The sequence below is a fragment of the Exiguobacterium sp. UBA6282 genome, from assembly GCF_002440475.1.
Classification (GTDB): domain Bacteria; phylum Bacillota; class Bacilli; order Exiguobacteriales; family Exiguobacteriaceae; genus Exiguobacterium_A.
In genome coordinates this window covers 31,679-55,379 of record NZ_DJUM01000013.1, presented here as the reverse complement: position 1 = coordinate 55,379, position 23,701 = coordinate 31,679, and the positions used below count along the sequence as shown (strand labels likewise).

Annotated in this window: 22 protein-coding genes and 2 pseudogenes; 12 read left to right on the top strand and 12 right to left on the bottom strand. The window is 46.1% G+C overall.

From position 1 onward, the window contains the following. Positions 1-188: pseudogene (locus B2751_RS03365) on the bottom strand (class II fructose-bisphosphate aldolase); the annotation flags it as partial. Between the two features lie 132 nt (positions 189-320). After that, the gene (locus B2751_RS03360) at positions 321-695 is read right to left on the bottom strand and encodes a response regulator (protein ID WP_035410731.1); all 375 of its coding nucleotides are present in this window, start codon (positions 693-695) and stop codon (positions 321-323) included. 94 nt (positions 696-789) lie between these two features. On the opposite strand from B2751_RS03360, the gene B2751_RS03355 reads away from it, so the two are divergent. Next, the gene (locus tag B2751_RS03355; protein WP_290772802.1) at positions 790-1,299 is read left to right on the top strand and encodes a DUF2529 family protein; all 510 of its coding nucleotides are present in this window, start codon (positions 790-792) and stop codon (positions 1,297-1,299) included. 104 nt (positions 1,300-1,403) lie between these two features. Here B2751_RS03355 and B2751_RS03350 read toward each other — a convergent pair whose 3' ends face one another. Both B2751_RS03350 and rpoE read right to left on the bottom strand, forming a co-directional pair. Next, positions 1,404-2,999 (bottom strand): CTP synthase, encoded by a 1,596-nt coding sequence (locus tag B2751_RS03350; RefSeq protein WP_290772800.1) that lies wholly within the window; start codon positions 2,997-2,999, stop codon positions 1,404-1,406. Positions 3,000-3,266: 267 nt separating this feature from the next. Further along, positions 3,267-3,791: a DNA-directed RNA polymerase subunit delta gene (gene rpoE, locus B2751_RS03345; RefSeq protein WP_035410737.1), complete on the bottom strand. Its 525-nt coding sequence runs from the start codon at positions 3,789-3,791 to the stop codon at positions 3,267-3,269. 170 nt (positions 3,792-3,961) lie between these two features. On the opposite strand from rpoE, the gene B2751_RS03340 reads away from it, so the two are divergent. Next, positions 3,962-4,405, top strand: coding sequence for a GNAT family N-acetyltransferase (locus B2751_RS03340; protein ID WP_290772797.1), 444 nt, complete (start codon positions 3,962-3,964; stop codon positions 4,403-4,405). 182 nt (positions 4,406-4,587) lie between these two features. Here the strand turns inward: B2751_RS03340 and B2751_RS03335 are convergent, their stop codons facing one another. The 5 genes from B2751_RS03335 to B2751_RS03315 form a co-directional block, all read right to left on the bottom strand. Then, positions 4,588-5,985, bottom strand: a complete 1,398-nt coding sequence (locus B2751_RS03335) for a hypothetical protein (RefSeq protein ID WP_290772794.1) — start codon at positions 5,983-5,985, stop codon at positions 4,588-4,590. Between the two features lie 648 nt (positions 5,986-6,633). Continuing rightward, entirely contained in the window at positions 6,634-7,146 is a 513-nt protein-coding gene (locus B2751_RS03330; protein WP_290772791.1) for a DUF1643 domain-containing protein, read from the bottom strand. A gap of 466 nt (positions 7,147-7,612) precedes the next feature. Further along, entirely contained in the window at positions 7,613-8,083 is a 471-nt protein-coding gene (locus tag B2751_RS03325; protein ID WP_035410746.1) for a heme-degrading domain-containing protein, read from the bottom strand. Next, positions 8,071-9,120 carry a Gfo/Idh/MocA family oxidoreductase gene (locus tag B2751_RS03320; protein WP_290772788.1) on the bottom strand — a complete coding sequence of 350 codons (1,050 nt, stop codon included), beginning with the start codon at positions 9,118-9,120 and terminating at the stop codon, positions 8,071-8,073. The genes B2751_RS03325 and B2751_RS03320 overlap by 13 nt, the downstream gene beginning before the upstream one ends. After that, positions 9,117-9,872 (bottom strand): DeoR/GlpR family DNA-binding transcription regulator, encoded by a 756-nt coding sequence (locus B2751_RS03315; RefSeq protein ID WP_056064125.1) that lies wholly within the window; start codon positions 9,870-9,872, stop codon positions 9,117-9,119. The genes B2751_RS03320 and B2751_RS03315 overlap by 4 nt, the downstream gene beginning before the upstream one ends. A 127-nt stretch (positions 9,873-9,999) precedes the next feature. On the opposite strand from B2751_RS03315, the gene B2751_RS03310 reads away from it, so the two are divergent. The 3 genes from B2751_RS03310 (at position 10,000) to B2751_RS03300 (ending at position 12,207) form a co-directional block, all read left to right on the top strand. Continuing rightward, positions 10,000-10,833, top strand: coding sequence for an SDR family oxidoreductase (locus B2751_RS03310; RefSeq protein WP_035410754.1), 834 nt, complete (start codon positions 10,000-10,002; stop codon positions 10,831-10,833). A gap of 380 nt (positions 10,834-11,213) precedes the next feature. After that, positions 11,214-11,543: a potassium channel family protein gene (locus B2751_RS03305; RefSeq protein WP_290772784.1), complete on the top strand. Its 330-nt coding sequence runs from the start codon at positions 11,214-11,216 to the stop codon at positions 11,541-11,543. Between the two features lie 13 nt (positions 11,544-11,556). Further along, positions 11,557-12,207: a hypothetical protein gene (locus B2751_RS03300; RefSeq protein WP_290772781.1), complete on the top strand. Its 651-nt coding sequence runs from the start codon at positions 11,557-11,559 to the stop codon at positions 12,205-12,207. Positions 12,208-12,263: 56 nt separating this feature from the next. Here B2751_RS03300 and mgtE read toward each other — a convergent pair whose 3' ends face one another. Further along, on the bottom strand, positions 12,264-13,616 hold the full coding sequence (gene mgtE / locus B2751_RS03295) for a magnesium transporter (protein ID WP_290772778.1): 1,353 nt from the start codon (positions 13,614-13,616) through the stop codon (positions 12,264-12,266). A gap of 231 nt (positions 13,617-13,847) precedes the next feature. Here mgtE and B2751_RS03290 point away from each other — a divergent pair. The 4 genes and pseudogenes from B2751_RS03290 to B2751_RS03275 all read left to right on the top strand — a co-directional run bounded on the left by B2751_RS03290 (position 13,848) and on the right by B2751_RS03275 (position 16,871). Next, positions 13,848-14,526, top strand: a pseudogene (locus B2751_RS03290) (metal ABC transporter ATP-binding protein). Continuing rightward, positions 14,523-15,368, top strand: a complete 846-nt coding sequence (locus tag B2751_RS03285; protein WP_290772775.1) for a metal ABC transporter permease — start codon at positions 14,523-14,525, stop codon at positions 15,366-15,368. Before B2751_RS03290 ends, B2751_RS03285 begins: the two are co-directional and overlap by 4 nt. After that, positions 15,365-16,282, top strand: a complete 918-nt coding sequence (locus tag B2751_RS03280; RefSeq protein ID WP_214852059.1) for a metal ABC transporter substrate-binding protein — start codon at positions 15,365-15,367, stop codon at positions 16,280-16,282. The genes B2751_RS03285 and B2751_RS03280 overlap by 4 nt, the downstream gene beginning before the upstream one ends. A 76-nt stretch (positions 16,283-16,358) precedes the next feature. Further along, the gene (locus tag B2751_RS03275; RefSeq protein WP_214852058.1) at positions 16,359-16,871 is read left to right on the top strand and encodes a PCYCGC domain-containing protein; all 513 of its coding nucleotides are present in this window, start codon (positions 16,359-16,361) and stop codon (positions 16,869-16,871) included. A 56-nt stretch (positions 16,872-16,927) separates the two neighbouring features. On the opposite strand, the gene B2751_RS03270 is transcribed toward B2751_RS03275, so the two are convergent. Further along, positions 16,928-17,368 carry a hypothetical protein gene (locus tag B2751_RS03270; RefSeq protein ID WP_290772771.1) on the bottom strand — a complete coding sequence of 147 codons (441 nt, stop codon included), beginning with the start codon at positions 17,366-17,368 and terminating at the stop codon, positions 16,928-16,930. 189 nt (positions 17,369-17,557) lie between these two features. On the opposite strand from B2751_RS03270, the gene B2751_RS03265 reads away from it, so the two are divergent. Beyond that, on the top strand, positions 17,558-18,571 hold the full coding sequence (locus B2751_RS03265; protein ID WP_290772931.1) for a zinc-binding alcohol dehydrogenase family protein: 1,014 nt from the start codon (positions 17,558-17,560) through the stop codon (positions 18,569-18,571). A gap of 214 nt (positions 18,572-18,785) precedes the next feature. Next, positions 18,786-21,218 carry a HAMP domain-containing sensor histidine kinase gene (locus B2751_RS03260; RefSeq protein WP_290772768.1) on the top strand — a complete coding sequence of 811 codons (2,433 nt, stop codon included), beginning with the start codon at positions 18,786-18,788 and terminating at the stop codon, positions 21,216-21,218. Positions 21,219-21,279: 61 nt separating this feature from the next. Here the strand turns inward: B2751_RS03260 and wrbA are convergent, their stop codons facing one another. Then, positions 21,280-21,882 (bottom strand): NAD(P)H:quinone oxidoreductase, encoded by a 603-nt coding sequence (gene wrbA / locus B2751_RS03255; protein WP_035410786.1) that lies wholly within the window; start codon positions 21,880-21,882, stop codon positions 21,280-21,282. A gap of 1,190 nt (positions 21,883-23,072) precedes the next feature. On the opposite strand from wrbA, the gene B2751_RS03250 reads away from it, so the two are divergent. Further along, the coding region (locus tag B2751_RS03250; RefSeq protein WP_290772764.1) for an LTA synthase family protein at positions 23,073-23,701 on the top strand (629 nt) is incomplete at its 3' end.

The following is a 23,701-nucleotide window of genomic DNA, read 5'->3' as shown; positions in this document are numbered from 1 at the left end:
ACAGTGTAGAATCCGCCCATGTGGCGTGCTGCACCTTCAGATACTCCAAGGATAACTGGTGACTGCTCTTCTTGAGCCGCACCGAGAATCGCTTGTGTCCACTCGAGGTTGTTGATGTTGAATTGACCTACTGCATACTTACCTTCGAGAGCTTTGTTTAACATGTCTGTCATAGATACTAATGGCATAATGACATCCTCCTCTGTTTTGATCGCTGCTTACACGAACTCGTGCAATTTCAGACTGATTATAACATACTGATTCATCGGAACGTACAGCATTTCGCTTGGTTTTTTGGTTTGTGACGGCGACGTGAAGGATTAACCGCTTACATCGTGAGAAATTTGCACAGTCACTTCTTTTTTTAATTCGAAGATGTCAAATGGCTTCCCGAAGAAGGCGACGACCCCTAATCGTTTCGCTTCTTCCATCGCTTCTTTTTCACCGAGTGCCGTCATTAAAATCGTCCGGACACGTCGTCCGATCCGGTCCTGATGACGTAAAACCTCGATCCCGGTCCGCCCCGGCATGTTGACATCCATCAACAGCAAATCATATGCCGCTTCTTGTAAGTAGACGATCGCTTCCTCTCCATCGACGGCGACGTCCGTTTCATACCCTTCTGTCCGGAACAATTGTGCAAGTAAGTTCCGGATTCCCGGCTCATCCTCGACGATCAACAATCTGCCTTTCATCTCTGCCACTCCCCCTCTAGTTATTTCCATTCTACACTAAAGCAAAACTTGCTTTATACTGTCCTTGAGAGAAATACAGAAAGGATGAAGAAAAATGATGAAAATCTTAGCTACACAATTCAACGGAAAATTGCAAACGCTCGCAAAACAGGAAGACGAACTATTCGATGTCGTCCGTCTGCTCGCACAGGCGCTCGTCGGAGAAGGCACGGTCTACGTCGACGCTTACGGTGAATGTGAAGGACTCTATCCAATGCTCTCAGAAGGTCCGGATCAGATGAAACGGGTTACGAAAATCAAGGATCGAAAGACACTGCACGCTGTCGATCGCGTCTTAATCTTTACGCCAGATACGGAACGCTCCGACCTTCTCGCTTCTCTTGCCCGCTATGACGCATGGCATACGCCTTATGCGATCATCACACTCAGTGACGTGACAGAAACGCTCGAGCGTTCGATTGCACCGCTCGCATTGAAGTTTAATAAAGGATTGCTTCCGGCAGAGGACGGTTCACGTCACGGACTGCCGAGTCTTGCCCTTTGCGCGTTCCTCCTGACACATATCTTGACGCAACTACAAGAGATGACGGAAGAGTGGGATTAACACTTTTCTTCTATAATATGTAGTTCTGAATATAACCAATCAAAAAAAAGACGCGGTAACCTTCAAAATGCTGAAGGTTACCGCGTCTTTGATTATCTTTCTTTTCATTCACCAAGTGAAGCTTGGATGAAGTCATGGAAGAGTGCTTGTGGACGTTCGGGACGCGAGATCAATTCTGGGTGGAACTGACACGCGACGAACCATTTGTGTTCTGGAATCTCGATGATCTCAACGAGACGACCGTCTGGGCTCGTACCTGAGAAGACCATGCCGTTCGCTTCGAACTGCTCACGGAATTCGTTACCGAACTCATAACGGTGACGGTGACGTTCGTAGACGAGCTCGCTTGAATACGCGGCACGTGCTTTCGTTCCATCTTCGAGTTTACATGGGTAAAGTCCGAGACGGAGTGTACCACCGAGATCCTCGATGTCTTTTTGTTCTGGCAACAAGTCAATGATTGGGTATGGTGTCGCTGGGTCGATTTCCGCTGAGTGTGCGCCTTCAAGATTGAGTACGTTACGTGCGAATTCAACTGTCGCGAGTTGCATACCGAGACAGATACCGAAGAACGGTACGTTGTTTTCACGTGCAAAACGTGTCGCTTCGATTTTCCCTTCGATTCCGCGTTCTCCAAATCCACCAGGAACGAGGATTCCGTCTGCTGAACCGAGCAATTCGTTGACGTTTTCGCGCGTCACGTCTTCTGCGTTGATCCAGTCGATTTCGATATCACTGTTGAAGGCGAATCCAGCGTGTTTCAGTGCTTCTGCAACTGAGATGTACGCATCACGCAATTCGACGTATTTCCCGACGAGTGCGATCTTCGTCGTCTTCTCGAGGTGCGTCACTGTGTGGACGAGTTGTTTCCAAGCCGTCATGTCAGCAACTGGTGTGTCGAACTTGAAGTAGTCACAGACGAGTTGGTCCATGCCTTGACGTTGCAAGTTGAGCGGTACTTCGTAGAGCGTCGATGCATCTTGTGCTTCGATGACTGCTTCCGGACGTGTGTCACAGAAGAGAGCGATTTTATCTTTCATCTCTTGTGGGACTGGGTGCTCTGCACGTAAGACGATGATGTCTGGCTGGATACCATAGCTACGGAGTTCTTTGACACTGTGTTGTGTCGGTTTCGTCTTGAGCTCACCTGCTGCTGCAAGATACGGAACAAGCGTACAGTGGACGTACATGACGTTTTCTTTTCCGATATCGTTTTTCACTTGGCGAATGGCTTCGATGAACGGAAGCGACTCAATATCCCCTACTGTTCCACCAATCTCCGTGATGACGACGTCTGCGCTCGTTTCTTTTCCAGCACGGAAGACACGGTCTTTGATTTCGTTCGTGATGTGCGGAATGACTTGAACTGTTCCACCGTTGTAGTCTCCACGGCGTTCCTTCTTGAGGATCGTCGAGTAAATACGACCAGACGTGACGTTTGCGTTCTGGCTCAAGTTGATGTCGATGAAGCGCTCGTAGTGACCAAGGTCAAGGTCTGTCTCTGCGCCATCATCTGTGACGAAAACTTCCCCGTGTTGGTACGGGCTCATTGTACCCGGGTCGATGTTGATGTACGGGTCAAATTTTTGGATCGTGACGTTAAGGCCACGGTTTTTCAAGAGACGAGCGAGCGATGCAGCGGTGATCCCTTTACCGAGTGACGATACGACGCCACCTGTTACGAAAATATACTTTGTCATGTTAAATATTGCTCCCTTCTCTAATTCACATCTCAACAAAACAGAGGTGGTAAAAACAAAAAAGCAAAAGTGCCCCCATAATAGGAGACACTTTTGCTGAAATAAGCACGTTGCTTAAAGAAGCCCATGACTAACTTACGTCATTCGGAAAACTTCGTCAAGCCTAATTTTTCAGAGAAAAATTTTCGCGCTCGTTCGTCAGCCGTCAACGAAAAAACTGCCATTTCTATAGGGAAATAGCAGCTGTACAGTTGTAGTTGATCGTGCTTAGACTTCCTCTTCTTCTTCGAAGTCTTCTAAGTCTTCTTCGTCGAGATCGTCATCGAGATCATCGATGGCTGCGACTTTTTTGAACGTATCCTCGTCTTCGCTGTCGTCAGCTGAATCATAGTCTGCTGTCTTCGCGAATGTATCGAGATCGTCTTCGATCGTCTCGAACTCATCTTCTTCTGCATCATAGTTGAACTCTTCTTCAAACTCATCAAGTTCTCCACGTTGACGCGCTTCGATGACGAGATCCTCATCCGACTTATCAAACGGATACCAAGCGCGGAGTGACCAACGGTTCGCTCCGACGTTAACGAAGTTTCCGTCGATGTTCATGTCTGTATAGAGTTGAGCAAGTTTCTCGAACTTGTCTTCTTCATCTGTAAACGTATGGTACTTTTCGATTTCTGACGTGATGTCATCGAACGTGATTGGCTGTTCGCCAGCTTCTTGCAACATTTCATTGACGAATTCGATCAGCGAAAGATCAGTAATCTCTTCTTTACTTAAACGGCTGAGGCTCATTGTGACGGCCACTTCCTTTCATTTGCGTTCAATCCATTACTTCTCATTATACGCAAAACAGCTTTTAAAAATCCAGTCTCTATTTAAAAAAAGCTCGAATTGATTCTCGATTCGTGTTTTTCCCGCTCCCGAAAAAGGAATATCCAAGAGAGAAGAAGGAGGAATGACAGATGGAGATGACAATCGAACGGGTCAACGATTTTGATGCCTTCAACTGGTTACCAATTTTATCAAAGAGTACACAGGAAGGCTATCCCTTCATCGAACGGATGCTACGCGAACGGCGAAATGAAACGTTCCAAGAGGATGGTGAGGCATTGTTCGTCGCTTTATCTCTTTCCGGACACGTCATCGCGTGCGGGGGGTATATGAAACAAACCGGCACGAACGACGTCGGTCGGATTCGTCATGTCTATGTCTTGCCAGAAATGCGACACCACGGTGTTGGTACGCAACTACTTGAGAAAATCATCCCGGAAGCACTTTTGACGTATTCCGAGCTCTGGCTCTATACGGACGATGCCAGTACCTTTTATGAACGATTCGGTTTTGAGCCGTATACAGCAACTAAAGTGACACATCGCCTTCTCAAGCATGCATTCGTTCAACCATAAGTGTCTTGAATTGACATATCGAGAATCAATAAATTATTCAAATATGGGTTTGAATTAATTAACTTATGTAAATGCTTTTACATTGTAAACTAAAAAAATAAAAAGATTAAAACATACTGTTAAGGGAGAACTCACATCCATTCTCCCTTAACAGTATGTTTTTTAATATTTAAATTTAGTTTTCAAAAACCAAAATCTTTTTCTTGTAGTCCTAAATTACTGAGTTCAAATAATGCTCTCGAAATTTTTTCTATTTCCTTTTTATCAAAAGACAAATATTCAGAAAAACTTGCTGGTAATATATGATACAAGCTAAGTTGCCTATTGATGACATTTCTAATTTCTTTAATAACGGGTTGCAATAGAATATGATTATTTTTATATATTGCTACAACTTCAAAATCATCAACTGGGATAGTAATGTAATAAGCATTGCAAAACAAATCTTCAATTACTTTTAAACTTGAGTTCAATGCATTATCCATAGCTATATATACTTTTCGATTACTGCACTCTTCTAGTAATTCTTGATGAACCATTCTATATAGCTTTCCTTGAATAAAAATAACGGGGTTTTCTATATTTTTAATAATTTTTATTATATCTTCCATTTTATAATAAGACGTTAAAAGCTTTGCCTCGTTTAAATAGAGACAACTTAATAAAGACATTTCTTCTAAACCACTTATAAGATGTTGAAAAAAAAGCACTGTGTTCTTATTATCTTCACCTAATTTAGAAAAGATTGTTTTCAAATTCGTACTATTTATACTATGAGGAACTGCCTTATCATTCTTCATGGGAAATGCTGATATCAAACTTAAATCTTTAGGATCTAAATCTTCTTCGAAGTTATCAAAACCAGAGAGTCTTTTCATTATCCTGTTTATGCCGTGAGATTTCTCATAAAGTTTAATCATAATTTTAATCACATAATCTGGATGAAGATCTTCTAAAAAGCTGTCATGAAGAACTTGTTGTATTTTTTCATCATAAGAAGTTTTTTCAGCTAAAAATTTTTTGATAATTATTTCAAATCTTTTATTAGGATTAAATGAAATAGAATTATTTTGATCTGAAAAAAATCTATGAACATCCTTTTTATTTTTCCAATCATTTAAAGGAACCTTTTCAATGTCAACATTCATTGCCAAAATGCCGTAGTTTAAGACATGAAGTGATAATTCTTCTATCTTCTCTTTATTCAGATTTTCTACGCTTACATATTGTTCTATTGCGTAGAAAAAATTGTAGTATCTCTTGTTAAATAATCTTAATTCCTCTCTTTTTTCTTTATATTTTTCCAGCCCCTCTACTTCTAAAATATGTATATATTCTAAAAATGTCGCAACTTGTTCTTGCATCTTTGAACAAAGATCTATTAACTCATCAAATAACCATTTCTTAGAATTGTCGATAAAACTTGCTTTTTCTATCATTACTAATAAAAGTCCATAGGAAGTTGCTCCTGATAAAACTTTATGTATATATTCATGCTTTACTATATGATAATTCTCGTTTTTGGTATTAATGGTATTTATTAAGGTGTCATTTGAAAATCTGTATTGACCTTGAATCATTACTCTAATTCCCTCCTAATTTGATACGTTTTAAGAAACTTATTTCTTACATATTGAAATTAATCATAAAGGTATTATTTACGTACAAAATGCTTTATATGCTTTTAAGAAAAAAATGATAGTTCTTGAAAAGATATCTTTGTTTTCGACACCATAAGGCAGTTAAAGTTAATATCTTATGAATCGAATTTGACATCCTGCAAGTGCCTCTCTTATAACTATACGTTCGTATTTAATCACAGTCTAGATTGTCAAGTCTTCGATCAAAGTATTCGAAAAGAACTATAGAACGGCTCAATGATTTTTGATATCGAACGTTAATATAAACTCCCTTATATGATAATAATACGGTGGTTTATCCTTAAGCTTCTAGCGATACAATGAAACGTGTCTTCGTTGATAATTTTGCTACAAAAAATGAGCGGAACAAATAATAAAATCACCAAAATTAATATTGATATATGTAAAAAATGAGCAAATATTTTAGAAATCGAGTCTTGAACTATAATGTAATGTATTAATGTATATTTTTTTGAAGAATCAAAGCTTGTTCAATTTAAGATGATCTGTTTATTTGTATTGAAAATAATTAAGTTAAGTACAAAAAATTTCGTGAAACCTTCATATTTTTCACTTGAATATATCCTTTTAGCGTGTTTCGACTCGGATGACGTGGTCGCTTCTTTTTTGTAAGACACAAACCTTTACTATTGTATTCATTGTATTTAAATAAATAAACCTTTTTTGTAAATTATAAGAAACTATTAAATCGTAGATCATAAGTACTTCATGATTATGGATTTTTGCGCTTACTTTTTTCGGAACATCTCCCCAAGCAAAAACTACTTTTTCAGAGTTCAAGAAAACATCTTCAAATGCGTATTTATTCTGTCGTTGCATCTCATCAAGTTGTCCTTCAGAAATAATTATATTTATTTTTTCTTGAACATTTCCAGAATTCGACTCATACAACGGAAAAATATTTACAATATTTATAAAACCTATGTTTTTAACGAGTGATTTTTCACATGTATTTTGTAAATAAATGAACTCTATAACTTTATTTACAGATTTATCTGACAATAATTCATTAGCTTGACTCGAATTCATCATTACTATGGTCATTGTATTTAAAAAATTATTGTTTAACTTAATTTTCAATAAATATCTTCCGAAAATTTCATCTTTTAATTGTTCGATTTTACATTTGATAATCTTTTCAACATAGTTATTATTATACAAAATAGGAATTTTATCACATCAATTTATTATTTTTTAATAAGATCTAAAAAATAGTATTAATCATCTTTGGGCTATATCATTTATTTTTTCTAAATTTCTTTACATAACTAATCATAATTCGCAATTATCTTTCAAAAACCTATAATAATAATTAAGTAAGATTAATAATAAAATACTTTTAAAAAAATTACTTATTTTATAAATAATTACACATAATATTGAAAGTATTCACTTCTCCACACGACTCCTACAGGAAAAAGCACGATTTATCGTACTGTCAGAGACGAACAAGATCCGAGTCGGCTGTCTATGACAGCCGAGACTGGCTTGTGTCTCGCCCAAGGAAAGCGAATGGAACATCGCGAGGACATCGAATGAATCTATATCACTGTTCCAGCTGTTGTCTCTTAAGTAAACGCAACGCTTCCGTCGCAAGACGATGGTCTGCTTCCTGCGATAGACCGGAAACGGTGATCGTACCAACGACACCGACTCCTTCGATCCGGATCGGGAACGACCCACCGGCATCGACATAATCGGCTGGAGAAACAGCATACATCGTATGATACGAGCGATGTTTGCTCTCATTATACCGACGCATGTACAGCGAGCTATAGCCATGTCGCAAGACGACGTTCGATTTCCGGCGGATCCACTCTTCTTGATCCGGTGCCGTACCATCGAGCGCCGCGTAATATAAACGCTGCCCATTCCGTTTGATTTCAACGGCAATCGACAAGTTTTTCTTCATCGCCCGTCCGATCAACTCATGTCCCATCCCGATCGCTTCCGTATTCGTCAGTGACGTCAGGACGAGTTCTTCCTCTTCCGCAAGCAGCACTTTCAATTCTTCCATGCATCCCATTCCTTTCGTAAGAGGCGTCGTCCTTCATCACTGCTGATGCGCACTGCTTCAATCAAGCGCATTGTTTTTTCAGCGTCGCGTAAATCGACAGGTACCCGTCCACCGCGAAGTCCTTCTGCCAACTGTTCGTAAAACGTCGCATAACTGCCTGGAAGTGTCGCGAGGCGCTCAACTGGCTGATCGGCGATCTGGAGATAGCCATAGGAGTCCACTTCATCTTCGCCGAGCTGTCCATCGACAGCATAACCTTTCGCAAGCCGTCCTTCTTGTGGATCCATTCCGTATTTGATGTAACTGCCGCGTGTCGCATGGAACTCAAAACGCGGTGTCGGTCCTTGGATGAAGGATGCCGAGCGAAGAATGACACGCCGCGTACCGTAATGTAGCGTGACATGGAAACCGTCATCGACAACAGCACCGTCACGTTGCAGGTAAACATCGCCCGTCAGAGCATCCGGTTCTCCAAACAAGGCAAGTGCTTGATCGAGTAAGTGTGAGCCGAGATCAAACAGGATGCCGGCACCATCACCCGCTTGTTCCCGCCAGCGCTCCCGAACAACCGGGCGATAGCGATCAAAGCGTGACTCAATGACTTGCCAGTCCCCAATTTCGTTCATCTCCATCAATTGTTCAAGTGTCAGGAAGTCCCCGTCAAAGCGACGGTTTTGATAGACGGCGATTTGAACCCCGTGTTGTTTTGCTAACGTTTGCAGCGCCAGTGCTTCTTCGATCGTCACGACGGCCGGTTTTTCGAGTAAGACGTGCTTTTTTGCTTCGATCGCTTGTTTTGCCATTTCGAAATGCAGTGCCGTTGGTGTCGTGATGACGACAAGTTCCGTATTCTCATCTTGCAAAGCTTCAGCGAGTGTCGCGACGACTGTCGCCTCACTGAAATGTTGTGCCACCTGCTCCGGTCGACTCGAGACGACTTGCGTCACTTCAAATGCCGGTAATGCCTGTAAGAACGGAACGTGAAACGTCACCGCTGAAAAACCAAATCCGACGAGCGTCGTTTGAATCGAGTTCATGTTGTTTCCTCCTCTGTCACGTCGAGATCGACATGATAATGATCTAGTCGTTCTTGCCACGTTGCGTCTGGTACTTGATCGGTGACGAGCATATCGATTTGTCCCCAATCACAGACCTTATGCAAAAAGCGTTTATTGAATTTCGTATGATCCGCGAGGACGATGACACGGGTCGCACTTCGAATCATCGCTTTCTTTACGACCGCTTCTTCGAGTTGTTCCGCAAAAAGTCCTTCTTCCGTCAACCCACATGCTCCAAGAAAAACACAATCGACTTGATAATTCAGGATGTCGTCTGCCGTCTTGATCCCACTCAAGCTTCGCGCATGCCGGTCGAAACGCCCTCCCGTGACGTACAGCTCAATATCCATGCGAGCTCCGACATAGTCTGCAATGTCAAGGGAGTTCGTGATGACGTGTAGTGGATAAGGCGGAAGTGCCCGTGCCATCTCAGATACCGTCGTTGCAGCGTCGAGCAATAAGCGATCATTCGCTTGGACGTGACGCGCCGCGCGCTGTCCGATCCGCCGTTTTTCCGGTTTCTCTGTCCGCTGTTCATATGCAAGCGTCCCACCAGCACGGACTAATCCATTCTTAACACGAATGATCTCCCCTTCTTGTTCGAGGACGATGACGTCACGACGTGCGGTATCTCGTGAAATCTGATACTCCTGCATCAGTTGATCCAGCGAAATTTCAGGACTCGTCTTGATCCATTCCCGCATCTGTTGCAGCCGTTCGATTTGCCCCATCGATTCCTACCTCCTTTTTTCTTTATATTAAGTTTTTTCATTAATATACGCAATTTTATTGCAAATAATTCGACGATAATTCGGGTAAATAATAGAAGACAACTACTTTCAGAACGGAGGAATTGATATGCAAACGATATTGATCACGGGTGCTTCTTCCGGTATCGGTCTGGCGACGGCGCAGCGGTTTGCGGAAGCCGGCTGGTCTGTCTACGCTGGTGTTCGGAGTCCGGGTGAGATGACTGTGTCGTTACCGACGCTCACCTTCTTGTCGCTCGATGTCACAGATGAAACAAGCGTGAAGGCAGCCATCCGGCAAATCGAACAAGAGGTCGATCACCTGGACGTTGTATTCTGCAACGCCGGTCATGGTTTACTGCGCGCACTCGGTCAAGCGACAAGTTATGAAATCAAGCAACTCTTCGAAACGAATGTCTTCGGTGTCATCCGAACGATTGAAGCCTGCCTCCCCTTACTCAAACAAGCACCGGAAGGTAGTCACTTACTCGCGACTTCAAGCGTCAGTGGTCTCGTCGGTCAACCGATGAATGAACTGTATTGTGCCAGTAAGTTTGCAATCGAAGGGCTGTTCGAAAGTCTTGCGACCTACTATAAACCGTACTTCAATATCGACGTCACCCTGATTGAACCGGCCGCCGTCGAGACGAACTTTACCGCAAATGTTCTCGATCAACTTGAACGGACGGGTGGCTTACACGAAGACGACTTCAAACCGATCATCACGGCTTATTTGCAGACGTACCGAACGCGACATGCCGACCGCCAATCGGCAGAAGCTCTGGCTGAGGTGATCTTCGAGGTCGTCCACCGTGACGAACGTCCGTTACGAATCCGGACGACGGAAGCCGATGAACATTTCGTCGCCCATAAGACGCATCATGATCCGTCAGGACTCGAAGGTGTCGCTAAAATACGACGGCTGACATTGAATCTCGACTGATTCCCCTTTTTTAAAATTTCAATCCGCCTAAGCAATCTGCGCCCACTATACTGAGACTATCTATCTAAAAATCATCTCGAAGAGCGGAACGCATGCCATCCTTGTTTCTTTTTACGATCGTCTATCTGATTCCGACCTTCATCATGTTCTATATGTCGATTGATATATTTTTACGCACTCCATCACATCCGCAACACTAACTGCTCAGCTTATTCACGTTCGCTTACTTATGGGATGTTCTTCCTCCATTCAAGAAAAATGCCTCTTCGCTTGAACTTACAGGTTGATCAGGTGATAGATGTGTCAAACATGCCGGAAAGAATGATTATCTCATTCATGATACGATGGACTCGACGCACCGATCTTAAAGGAGAGATTCGATGATATCTGTACTGACGATTTTTTCACGCCTATTCAAGGGGTTGCGCCACGCCTTTCACTTGTCTTACTTCCGCGGACTACTGATCCTTTGTTTGTTGACACTCGTCTCTGGGACGATCTTCTATAGTACGGAAGAAAACCTTTCGGTCATCGATGCGCTTTACTTTTGCATCACGACACTGAGTACGGTCGGGCATCCGACATTCATCCCGACGACGACGCTCGGTAAGGTCTTCACGATGGCGTATATCACGATTGGCTGCGGGTTGTTCTTGACGTTAATTGCTACCTTGTCATACGTTTTGATTAAACAACCGGAAGAGGATTAAGGGGGAATCAAATATGCGTCAATCTGCCATCCAAAACAATTTCGATTGGTGTCGCCTTGTTTGTGAACAAGTCGGATGCCAGGTGACAGAAACCGAATCGACCTGGCTCGCTAAAGGAAGCGTTCCAAGTTATTATCCGGAACTGATGGTTCGCCTTCCTCATCAGCGAATTAATGCAACCGACGTGTACAGCATCAAGGACTGTACGGCGAGCTATGATTTCTCAAGCGCTGGTCTCAGTCACCTGTTCACAGCAGAATGGATGACCCGTCCCGCCATACTCGATCGTCGCGCTCTTCCCGTCGATTGGTCTGTCGTCACGGATGCCACGCAGTTTACTCGCTTCCAAGCAATCCAAGCGACACCGGAGTTACCGGAATCGTTATGGCAACATCCGGACGTCCGCTTTTTCTATTGCGAAGCACAACAGGCAAGTTGCATCGCCTACTCGAACCAAACGACGACCGGATTGATGTACGTTAGTTCCGACTATCTTGATGAACGCTTATGGGATGATATCGCACGCTTGTGCTCCGCACACTTCCCCGGTCAACCGCTCGTCGGATACGAATACGGTGATCACCTGATCACGGCGCTCGAAGCAGGCTTTGACGACGTCGGTCCACTGGCGGTCTGGATTCGCACGACGCATGAGAATGCATGAAAAAAACCGAACCAATTCCCTTTCTCTTGAAGAGAAGGCGAATCGGTTCGGTTTTTTTACATCAAGCGACTGATGAACGCGGTCGCGATCCCGAAGTAGACGAGGAGCGACAAGATATCGTTCAACGTCGTGATCAGCGGTCCGGACGCAATCGCCGGGTCAATCTTTAAGCGATGTAAGATGAGCGGAATGATCGTTCCAGCCAGTGTTCCAAAAATCAGCGTGATGACGAGTGAGCTGCCGACGACAAGACCTAAGACGGCACTTCCTTGCCAGACGTACGCAATGATAGCAATCAAGACGCCACAAATGATACCAATGATCAAACCAACCCAAAGTTCTCGTAGGATTAATCGCGTCGCGACCCGCTTATCGACTTCACGCGTGATCAATCCACGGACGACGACCGCGAGCGATTGGGTACCGGTATTTCCGGTCATCCCAGCAATCATTGGCATGAAAAAGGCGAGCGCGACAACTTTTGAAAGCGTCTCTTCGAACTGACTGATGATCGATCCGGAGACGAGCCCGATGAACAGTAACAAGACGAGCCATGGCAAGCGCCGGGTTGCAGCAATCCACGGCTTCGTCTCGAAATCAATTGATTTACCGGATGCTGAGAGTTTCTCGATGTCTTCATTCGCTTCTTCCCGTAAGACATCGAGTGCATCATCGACCGTGATCAATCCGACGAGAACATCGCCTTCGACGACTGGTAGCGAAACGAGATCGTAGCGTTCGAACAATTGCGCGACCTCTTCCTGATCGGTCTTTGCTGCGACCCGAATCACCTTCGTCTCCATGACATCGCTGATTCGTTCCGTATTTTCAGCTAAGATGACGTCCCGGTATGAGATGACACCGACGAGTTCACTGAGTTGATTGACGACGTACACGTAATTGATCGTCTCCGAGTATTCGATGTAGTCACGCATCTTCTCGACCGTCTCACCGACCGTGAAATCCTCTCCCACCCAGATGAACCGGTTCGTCATCAAACGCCCTGCCGTCTCCGGTGGATACGTCAAGAGATTGCGGACGATCAGTGCCTCGTCTGTCCGCATGCTACCAAGCAAACGGTCAGTTTCTTCTGGTCCCAGTTCCTCCAGTAAATCCGCGACATCATCGTTTTCCATTAAATCGAGGACATGCCCGGCGCGCTCGACGTCTAAACGACGCAAGACGGCAAGACGTTGCTCTCCTTCAAGCTCCTCAAGCACATCTGCCAATCGTTCGTGATCGAGATAATCGAGGAGTCGTGCTTGATCGTCTTCTCCTAATTCTTCATACACTTGCGCGATGTCATACGGATAGACTTCTTCGATGACTTGCTGTGCTTGCTCTCGCTTTTCCTTCGCAAGCGCATCGAGCAATAGCCACTTCCATTGTTGTTCTGCTGTCTGACGCAATCTCCTCACCCCCATACGATTCTGCCTTTTCATCTTAGCACGAGTTGATTCGCGATCGATATCGAAAAACAGTTGACAACTGTTTCTCACGGCTTTAAAGTTTGCCTTAAGGAAACATTATTAGTAGACCGAATCTTTCTCTAGTAATGAATCATCAAAAATTTTTAATCTACTTTTTGCCCTAAGGAAACTTTCCTTCTCTATACCATAAAACTAAAGGAGTGAGCATTCATGTACGCCCTTGATGTTAACCGACTCACGGTCTCCTATTTTGATACACATGCACTCGCCGATGTATCCGTCCGTCTTCCGGTCGCTTCGCTGATTGGTATCATCGGACCGAATGGTGCCGGTAAATCCACTTTCTTAAAAGCCATCCTCGGTCTGATTCCCGCTCGGATCGAGCAGTTACGCGTACTCGATCAACCACTCGAAGCTGTCCGGTCACGTGTCGCATACGTCCCGCAACGAAGTGCAATTGATTGGGACTTCCCGGTTCGTGTGCAGGATGTCGTGTTGATGGGCTGTTATCCGAAGCTCGGCTTATTCAAACGACCATCGAAAGCACAAAAAGCGTTCGCCATGGAATGTCTCGAACGCGTNNGTCTTTCTGGCGCGTGCCCTTGCCCAAGAAGCAGAACTACTGTTGCTGGACGAACCGTTCGTCGGTATCGATGTCGCCAGTGAGCAGATGATCATCGAACTCTTACGGACACTCCGAGCCGAAGGGCGGACGATTGTCGTCGTCCACCATGATCTGCATAAAGCAGAGGACTACTTCGACACGTTGATGCTGTTGAACAAACGACTAATCGCTGTCGGTCCTCCGTCTGATATCTTGACGCCGGAGTGGCTCGAACCAGCGTATGGCTTACCGCTATTCGAACGACGTAAGGAGGGACAAGGATGACGTTCATCGAGGCATTATTTCAGTATGAGTTCTTACAAAAAGCGATGATCACCGCCGTCATGGTCGGCATCATCTGCGGCGTGATCGGCTGTTTCATCATCTTACGCGGGATGTCGTTGATGGGGGATGCGATCTCGCACGCCGTTTTACCTGGTGTCGCGATTTCCTACCTACTCGGGATCAACTTCTTGATCGGTGCCATCGTCACAGGTCTCGTGACGGCACTTGGAATCGGCTTCGTCAGCCAAAACAGTCGCATCAAGAACGACACAGCGATCGGCATCCTCTTCACGTCCGCCTTCGCCCTCGGGATCATCTTGATTTCGTTCTTGCGCAGCAGTAGCGATCTCTATCACATTTTGTTCGGCAACGTCCTCGCGGTCCGTCCGAGCGATATGTGGATGACCGTCATCATCGGATTGATCGTCCTCGGGGGAATCTTCTTGTTCTACAAAGAGTTGCTGATCAGTTCCTTTGCCCCGACAATGGCGCAAGCCTATGGACTATCGACACGCTGGATTCACTATGGATTGATGACATTGCTGACACTCGTCACCGTCGCTTCCCTTCAGACGGTCGGCATCATCCTCGTCGTTGCGATGCTGATCACACCAGCTGCGACAGCGTATTTACTGACGAACCGTCTCTCGCGGATGCTGTTCCTAGCAGCAGGCTTCGGTACGCTGTCCGCCATCGTCGGACTGTATTTCAGCTTCACCTACAATTTATCCTCTGGTGCATCGATCGTCCTCGTCGCGACGACGCTGTTCGCACTCGTCTTCATCTTTTCACCACGTCACGGTCTGATGCGTCACCGGAAACGAAAGGAGTCTACGGTATGAAATTAAAATTTTTCCTGTTCGTCCTCCTCAGCACAGTCTTGCTTGCTGCTTGTTCGACACCAGCAGAAGATAACGGAAAGCTGAAGGTCGTTGCGACGTATTCAATCCTCGCTGATCTCGCCCGCGAAGTTGGTCGTGAACACGTTGATGTTCACAGCATGGTTAAGATCGGGGCAAATCCGCATGAGTATGATCCACTTCCGGCAGACGTACAAGCGATGGCGGATGCGGATGTCGTTTTCTATAACGGTCTGAATCTTGAAGCCGGCGGTGCTTGGTTCGACAAACTTCGGGCAACGACCAGTAAAGATGCGTCTGACGCGCCAGTCTATCGTTTAAGTCAAGGCGTCGAACCAAAGTACCTGACGACAAAAGGCAAGGAATCAGAAACCGATCCGCACGCGTGGCTCGATGTGAGTAACGGCATTCAATACGTCGAAAACGTCAAGCAGGCATTGATCAAGGAAGATCCGAAGCACAAAGCGGACTACGAGAAAAATGCCGAGGCTTACATCAAACAACTGCAGACGCTTGATCAGGAAGCGAAAAAGCAGTTTGCCGACATTCCGAAAGCAGAACGTCACCTCGTCACGAGTGAAGGTGCCTTCAAATACTTCGGAACTGCCTATGACGTCAAAGCGGATTATATTTGGGAGATCAACTCGGATAATCAAGGAACGCCGGCACAAGTCCGCCGGATCGTCGATACGATCAAGGAGCAAGACATCCCTGTCCTATTCGTCGAAACAAGCGTCGACCGGCGGAGTATGGAGACTGTCTCTCGTGAGACCGGCGTTCCGATCGCTGGCACACTTTTCACCGACTCGCTCGGAGCACCGGGTAAAGACGGCGACACGTACTACAGTATGATGCAAGCGAACATCAAGACGATCACACAAGCACTCACGAAATAAGCGTCAATAAATCGTCATGCTTTCATCGTTTTACTTTCCTTATAATGAAGGTAAGACAATGAAAGAGAGGCCGACTATGCAAAGACGACTGTATCGTTTTGGACTTCCACTTAGTCTCAGCCTGTTGCTCGCTGCATGCGGGACGGCTGAACAGACGGATACTCCAAAAACAGAACACACGAATCACGAAGATCACGCTGACCATGCCAGTCACGGTGCCGATGATCAACTCGAGAAGACCGCGGGACCGGACACGTTACCTGCTTTTCTCGATGAGCAGGATCAATCGATTCAAACAATCTATCGCTCCGTCGCTAAACATCCCGATTTATTGAAGAAGATGCCATGTTATTGCGGTTGTGGTGAATCTGCGGGTCATACGAGCAACTATGACTGCTTCATCGAAGAACAGAACGCTACGTCAACGACCTGGACGACGCACGGCATTACGTGTGGTACGTGTCTCGATATCGCGGCACAGTCGATCGTCGCTTATCAAAAAGGTAGCTCCGTCAAGGAAATTCGGACTGCAATCGATCAAACTTATGCGAAGACCGGTGTCACACCGACGCCAACGCCAGCACTTTAATAAACAGTCCGCCCTCCTCGCGATGAACGTAAGGAAAGGTGGACTGTTTTTTTATCTCATGTGGAGCGTTCTTGACTTCTAGCTCGCAAGACGAGCGGTCGACCCGACAACAGCTCATCCAGTTGATAGTACGTATGTGCCCGAATCGGTCGATCCGTTCGTGGTAAGTGACGAAGTTCATATGCTACTTCGAGTAAGTAAAATTTGTATTCCTCCCCTTCATCAAAACCAAAGCTTGCGCGACGTTCTTCGATATACGCAAGGACACGCTCCTGTTGCGAGAACGAGAGCCGCTGGACTTGTGGGGCGAGTGCCTCGTGCGGAGAGAGCACGATTTCCCGCTCCGTGCGATACAGTCGATGCATGACGCCACCACTTTGACGTAAGGCAATCAAACGCGCGGGTCGATACGGACGGGGGTGCGGATGAGCATGGACGAGGTAACGTTCAATCGTGACTTGAGTCGTTCCTGCCGGTAGAGAGATGACGTCATACATACAAAATCGCTCCTTCTCGAAAATGGATAGCTACTCTCATATGCTACCATATCTATCCAGCATTCTTCCGTTGATGACAGAAGGGGAATCCGTTTTCAAAGTTTCGCAACTGGTTTTAAGACCGAGCGGGCGTGGAACAGATGGAGAGAAACGATTCCTATCTGGAAAGGATGATTGTTGATGTCGAATATGTCCGCTGTCGGTTTCCACCGACACTTACCTTTAACGGAACAAGATAGTCTGATTGATCTGGAACTACCACGACCAGAAGCAACAGGACACGATCTCTTAGTTGAGATCAAAGCTGTCTCCGTCAACCCGGTCGATACGAAAGTCCGTGCCCACGGGAAAGACGAAGACGCCCCGAAGGTCATCGGTTATGATGCAGCGGGAGTCGTCGTTGAAGTCGGCGATGATGCCTCCCTCTTCCAAGTCGGTGATGAAGTGTATTACGCTGGTGCAATTCAGCGCCCTGGATCAAACAGCGACTTCCAACTCGTCGATGAACGAATTGTCGCTAAAAAACCGGAACGGTTGACGTTCAGTGAAGCGGCTGCTCTCCCGTTGACGACGCTGACAGTCTATGAAGCATTGACCGATCGTCTCGGATTGACGTTTGATGCTAAGTCGAATCTTAAGAAGACAATCCTCATCATCGGAGCCGCTGGCGGTGTCGGTTCGATTGCGACACAACTTGCGAATCACGCTGGATTGACGGTCATCGGTACCGCGTCACGCGACGAGACGATTGATTGGGCGAAGGAACACGGTGCGCATCATACGATCAATCACCACGACGCATTCCGTCCTCAGCTCGAAGCCCTCGGTTACAAATACGTTGACTATATTTTCTGTCTCAATGCGACGGACCAACATTTCGAGACGATGGTCGATGTGATCGCACCGCAAGGGAAAATCTGTAGCATCGTCGAGACGAATCAAAAACTCGATTTAAGTGCACTCCAACAAAAGAGTGCGACGTTCGTCTGGGAATTCATGTTCACGCGCCCGCTGTTTGCGACAGATGATATGATTCGCCAACATGAGATTCTGACGCAAGTCGCAGCATGGATCGAAGAGCATACGCTCGAGACGACGGTGACACAGACATTGATCGGCATGAACGCCGACAATCTAAAAGAAGCACACCGTCTCGTCGAAAGTGGAAAAACGATTGGAAAGATTGTCGTTGAACATCATTAATAGGTATCGAAGTAGGATGAGACTAGGCTCTCGTCCTGCTTTTTTGTCGTTCTTTATTTTCTTGTGAACGTGAATCTCTTATTTTGAAGATATTTTATACATTATGACTATATTTATCCGTCTAAAAAATGTACGATTACGGTAACAAATATTCCAATGTAATACATCTAATCGACCCTCGACTCACATATACAAAGGAGCATCCATAATCCATATGCGAAAATGGTTCAATCAAAAGATCAGTCGACAGATCATGTCGTCATTTTATCTCATTCTTATTACCTTATCCGTCTCCTCTTTGGCTGCTTATTTTTATACGAACCACCAAGTCATGGATGCCAAACAAGAGCTCGATGCGATCAGCATGCGCGAAGATCGGGCGACGAAACTCTGGGACGATTGGCAGTCCCTTCAATACGAGATGCGGGGCTATATCGTCTTCGGAGATGACGCCGTGCTCGACGTGATTGATGAAAAGAAGGCATCACTCGAACAACAGACGGCTTGGTTTGAAAAGAATCGCTTATATAAAGCGGATCAAATCTATGCGTCTGATATCCGGTCGCTCTATAATTCTTATACAAATTTCGTCATGCCCAGCTTGATTAAATACGTCCAAGCAAAGCAATCGGGCACGATTGACGAGCATTTCCTGCAGATGCCGAGTCTAAAAGCGATGATGCCACAAGTACCTCGGGACCCGAATCGGAAGTTCAAGATGAATGCCTCGAACAGTGAAACGATGCGTAAAAGTGTCAACACGATGGAGAGTACGTTCACGAACTACCGGAGTAGTCTCCGCGCGAAAGAACTCGGTGCAAAAGAACAGCTTGTCACGCAGACGAAGTACGCTGAGTGGATTTGGCTCGTCAACCTGATCGTGTTGTTCCTCGTCATCTTGCTGATCGTCCGCCCGTTCATCGAACGGACGACGCGACAAATCCACCTTCTCAGCAAGGAGAGCAAGCTCCTTGCAAGTGGTGAGCATACGTTACCGTTGATTCCGCTGAACCGTGCTGACGAGATCGGTGAATTGAGTAAATCGTTCCATCAGATGGCGACAGCCTTGATTGAAAACAAACACCAATTGATGTCGACGAACGTTAATCTCGAAGATGCGTTGAAACTGACGCAACGGAACGAGTCCCATTTACGGCTACGTAATCAATTGACGGAGACACTTGCGTCGCGTGATAGCATCAGTGCCTATCCTGCCGTCATTCAAAAGATGGTTGAAATCACGAATGCGACGCAAGGTGCCTTGATTTTCAAAGATGGTACGAAAGTGATCGATATCGTCTTTTATCCGCAGACACCGCTCACAGTCGAAGATTGGATGCCAACGATTGAGCCGTTATTACGTGAGTCGCGACAAGACAAACGACCGCATACGCAGTTCGAAGATGAAGTCGCGCGCGCTGTCACACCGGTTCTTGATCCGAGTCAAAATGAGATCATCGCCTATATCTTCTTGTCCCGTAATCAGGATCGGTTTGATCGTTACGAGCAGGAAGAACTCGCTGCCTTCGCGCGTCAGCTAGCGTTGTCACTCCTACGGATGCGGACGTTCGACGAGATTGAACGCGAACGGGAAAAAACAGCGCGACTGTTGAACTCGATCCGTGAATCGATCGTGTATATCGAGCCCGACGGCGACATTCAGTTAATCAACCGACCATTGCTCGATCTGTTTGACCATCCGGTTGATGACAGTCTCGATGAGAATGGGCTGATGAACATCACTCCGTCTGTCGTTCAACTCAAGCATCGCGTCGACCAACTACCGGAATTCGAACGTTACTTGAAAAAGACGTTCGTGAAACGAGAAATCGGTGAAGGAACCACCTTCTCGATCGATCAAGAGCGACGCTTCATCAAGACGTACTCCGAGAGCATTCATTATGGTGGACAGTTCCGCGGGATTTTACTCGTCTTACGTGACGTGACGAATGAAGTCGAGATTGACCGGATCAAAAACGAACTCGTCTCGACGATCTCACACGAACTGCGGACACCACTCTCGTCGATCTATGGCTTTACTGAGCTGATGATTCAGCGGGACCTGCCACCGAAGCGACAGAAGAAGTATCTCGAAGCGGTCCATTCGGAAACAGAACGCCTGTCGCTGTTGATCAATGACTTCCTCGACTTGCAACGGATGGAAGCAAACCGTCAGGAATATGAGATGGCACCGTTCGATATCGTCGCGATGATTCGGGATTTGAAACAGTTGCATAGTCTGTCGTCTTCTTCCCACGCGATTGAAATATTCCGAAACGTCGAACCATTGATCGTCGAAGGGGATGCGAAGAAGATTCGCCAATTATTCAGTAACCTGATCAACAATGCGATCAAATACTCACCAGCTGGTGGAACGATCGATATTCAACTGACGCGACACGCGTCACGGGTCACGGTCGCGATTCAAGATGAGGGTATCGGGATCCCAGCTTCTGCGATGAGTAACCTGTTCCAAAAATTCTATCGTGTTGACAATTCGGACACCCGTCAAATCGGCGGTACTGGTCTTGGGCTCTCGATCTGTCGCGAAATTGCGCGTGGACATGATGGAGAAATCCATGTCGAGTCGATCGAAGGACAAGGCTCGACGTTCACAGTCGAACTTCCGTTGACACAACATACATGATGCATACGAAAAAGCGCCAGAATGCGAATCAGCATTCCGGCGCTTTTTGAATTAGGTAATGTTATGAGTTAAGACGGCTTGCCACTTCAACCGTCCGTTTCGCTTGATGGCGCACGGCTGGTTCGACTGATTCAACCATGTTACCGTCTTGGTCGACAGTGACCGATGTACCATATGGATTTCCGCCCGCTGCGAACAAGACAGGATCCGAATAACCTGGTGCCGCAACGATTGCACCCCAGTGGAACATCGTCGTATAAACTGCGAGAACAGTCGCTTCCTGACCGCCATGCGGATTCTGTGCCGACGACATCGCACTGACGACTTTATTGACGAGTTTGCCTTGTGCCCACAGTCCGCCTGTCGTGTCGAGGAACTGTTGGAATTGTCCTGGGACATGACCGTAACGTGTCGGGACGCTAAAGATAATCGCATCTGCCCAGTCGAGTAGATCCGGTGTCGCTTCTTCGATATCACGTGTGGCTTCCGCATGCTTTTGCCACAATGGGTTCGAAGCGATCGCTTCTGCTGGGGCTGTCTCCTTGATTTTCGCAAGACGGACTTCCGCCCCTGCTGCTTCTCCCGCTTCTTTTGCCCATGAGGCAAGTTGATGGTTCGTTCCGGTTGCGCTGTAATAGATGACCGCTAGTTTCACGTTTGACATGACTTCGCTCCTTTTTTAAAAGACAGTGACGGACGATGGACGTACACGCTTTCTATTCCCGCTTTCCGGGCAAATTAACGTCAATTGTTTGAATTCAAGAGGAAATTCAAACCAATTCCTCGATTAATTCATGAAACGAGCGAACATGACTTCCTGTCTTGGTAATAGTTCTATTTTTGCCTGATTCAGAAACAATCGCCATTTCACCTTCAGATTGTATACTTCCCACATCTATGCGTTCCTCGATTTGCCGTTTAGGGTAAAGACCGATTGACGACACACGTAAGGAGTACTGACCATGGCGATTCGCTACACCCTTTATCTGTTACTTGGCATGCTGAAGTTCATGCTATTTAGTTATTTTACAAAAACCGACCTTTCGCTTCATTTAACACTGATGAATCTTGCTGGCATGCTGATCCTATCGAGCTGGACGTTACTGATTCCGTGGAATAAACGCCGCTGGGTCTGGCTCGGTTTACTGCTGGCGCACAGTTTTCTGCTGGCTTCCGACATGTGGTACTACCGTTACTTCGAGGACTTCCTCTCCGTCTCGCTCCTCTCACAGATGACGCAGATGAGTGACGTCAGTAGCGGCTTCACTGCCTTGATCGTACCGCAAGACTTCCTCTTGTTCGCTGATAGTTTGATTTTCATGGTACTGCTCTTTGTCTTCCGCAAACGACCGGAAGTAACGACGGCGCAAACACGCCGTCGGACAGCTGGAATCCTTGCAGTCAGTGGCATTATTTTGTCTGCCTCGCTGCTGACGTACCGGACGCTAACGGAAGATCGTCAACCGACGGCAACAATCTCCGATATGCGTGACTACTACCTGTTCGGCTTTTGGGGTTATCACGGGTGGGATGTGTTTAAAGGCGTGACCGGACAACCCGGCGACGGACTGACGGCACAGGAGCAACAGCGTATCAATCAAAAAGAAAATGCAAATCCAACCGGTCCGAAGCAGACACCGAATATCATTCTGGTGCAGCTTGAGTCATTCCAGGCTTCAGTCATCGACCAAACCATCAATGATGAGGAAGTGACACCGAACCTGAATCAATTGAAGAAGGAATCGCTCTACTTCTCGTCGCTCTATTACCAAAAAAAAAAAAAAAAGAAAAAAAGAAAAAAAAAAAANNGACCAGACCATTAATGGCGAAGAAGTAACGCCGAACCTGAATCAGTTGAAGAAGGAATCGTTCTACTTCTCGTCGTTTTACCACCAGACACATGAAGGACGAACTTCGGACGCTGAGTTCATCACGAACACATCGCTTTACCCGTTGAAATCAGGTTCCGTTTATACGCAATATCCGACGAATGAATTTGAGCCGCTACCTGCGTTACTTGAGAAGAACGGATACGATACGGCAGCAATGCACGCTTACGAAAAAGGTTTCTGGAATCGTGACGATGTTTACAAGAACATCGGTTTTAAGCACTTCTTCAGCCAAAAAGATTATTCAAAAGAGAAGAAAATCGGAATGGCGCTGAACGATCAGCAGTTCTTCCTCGAATCGATTGATCACATGGAGACGCTACAAGAACCGTTCTTCTCGTTTTTAGTCGCGTTGACGAGTCATACACCGTATGAAATCGACAAGGAAGATCAGACGCTTGATCTGTCCGGATATGAGGATCCAATGTTGAAACGGTATTACCAGACCGTCCATTACGTCGACACCGGTGTCGGAAAGATGATTGATGAGTTGAAACAACGGGATCTTTGGGATCAGTCGCTCGTCATCTTTTATGGCGATCACGATAGTGGACTCGTCAATGAAGGCAGTGAGATGCGCAAAAAGGCGGATGT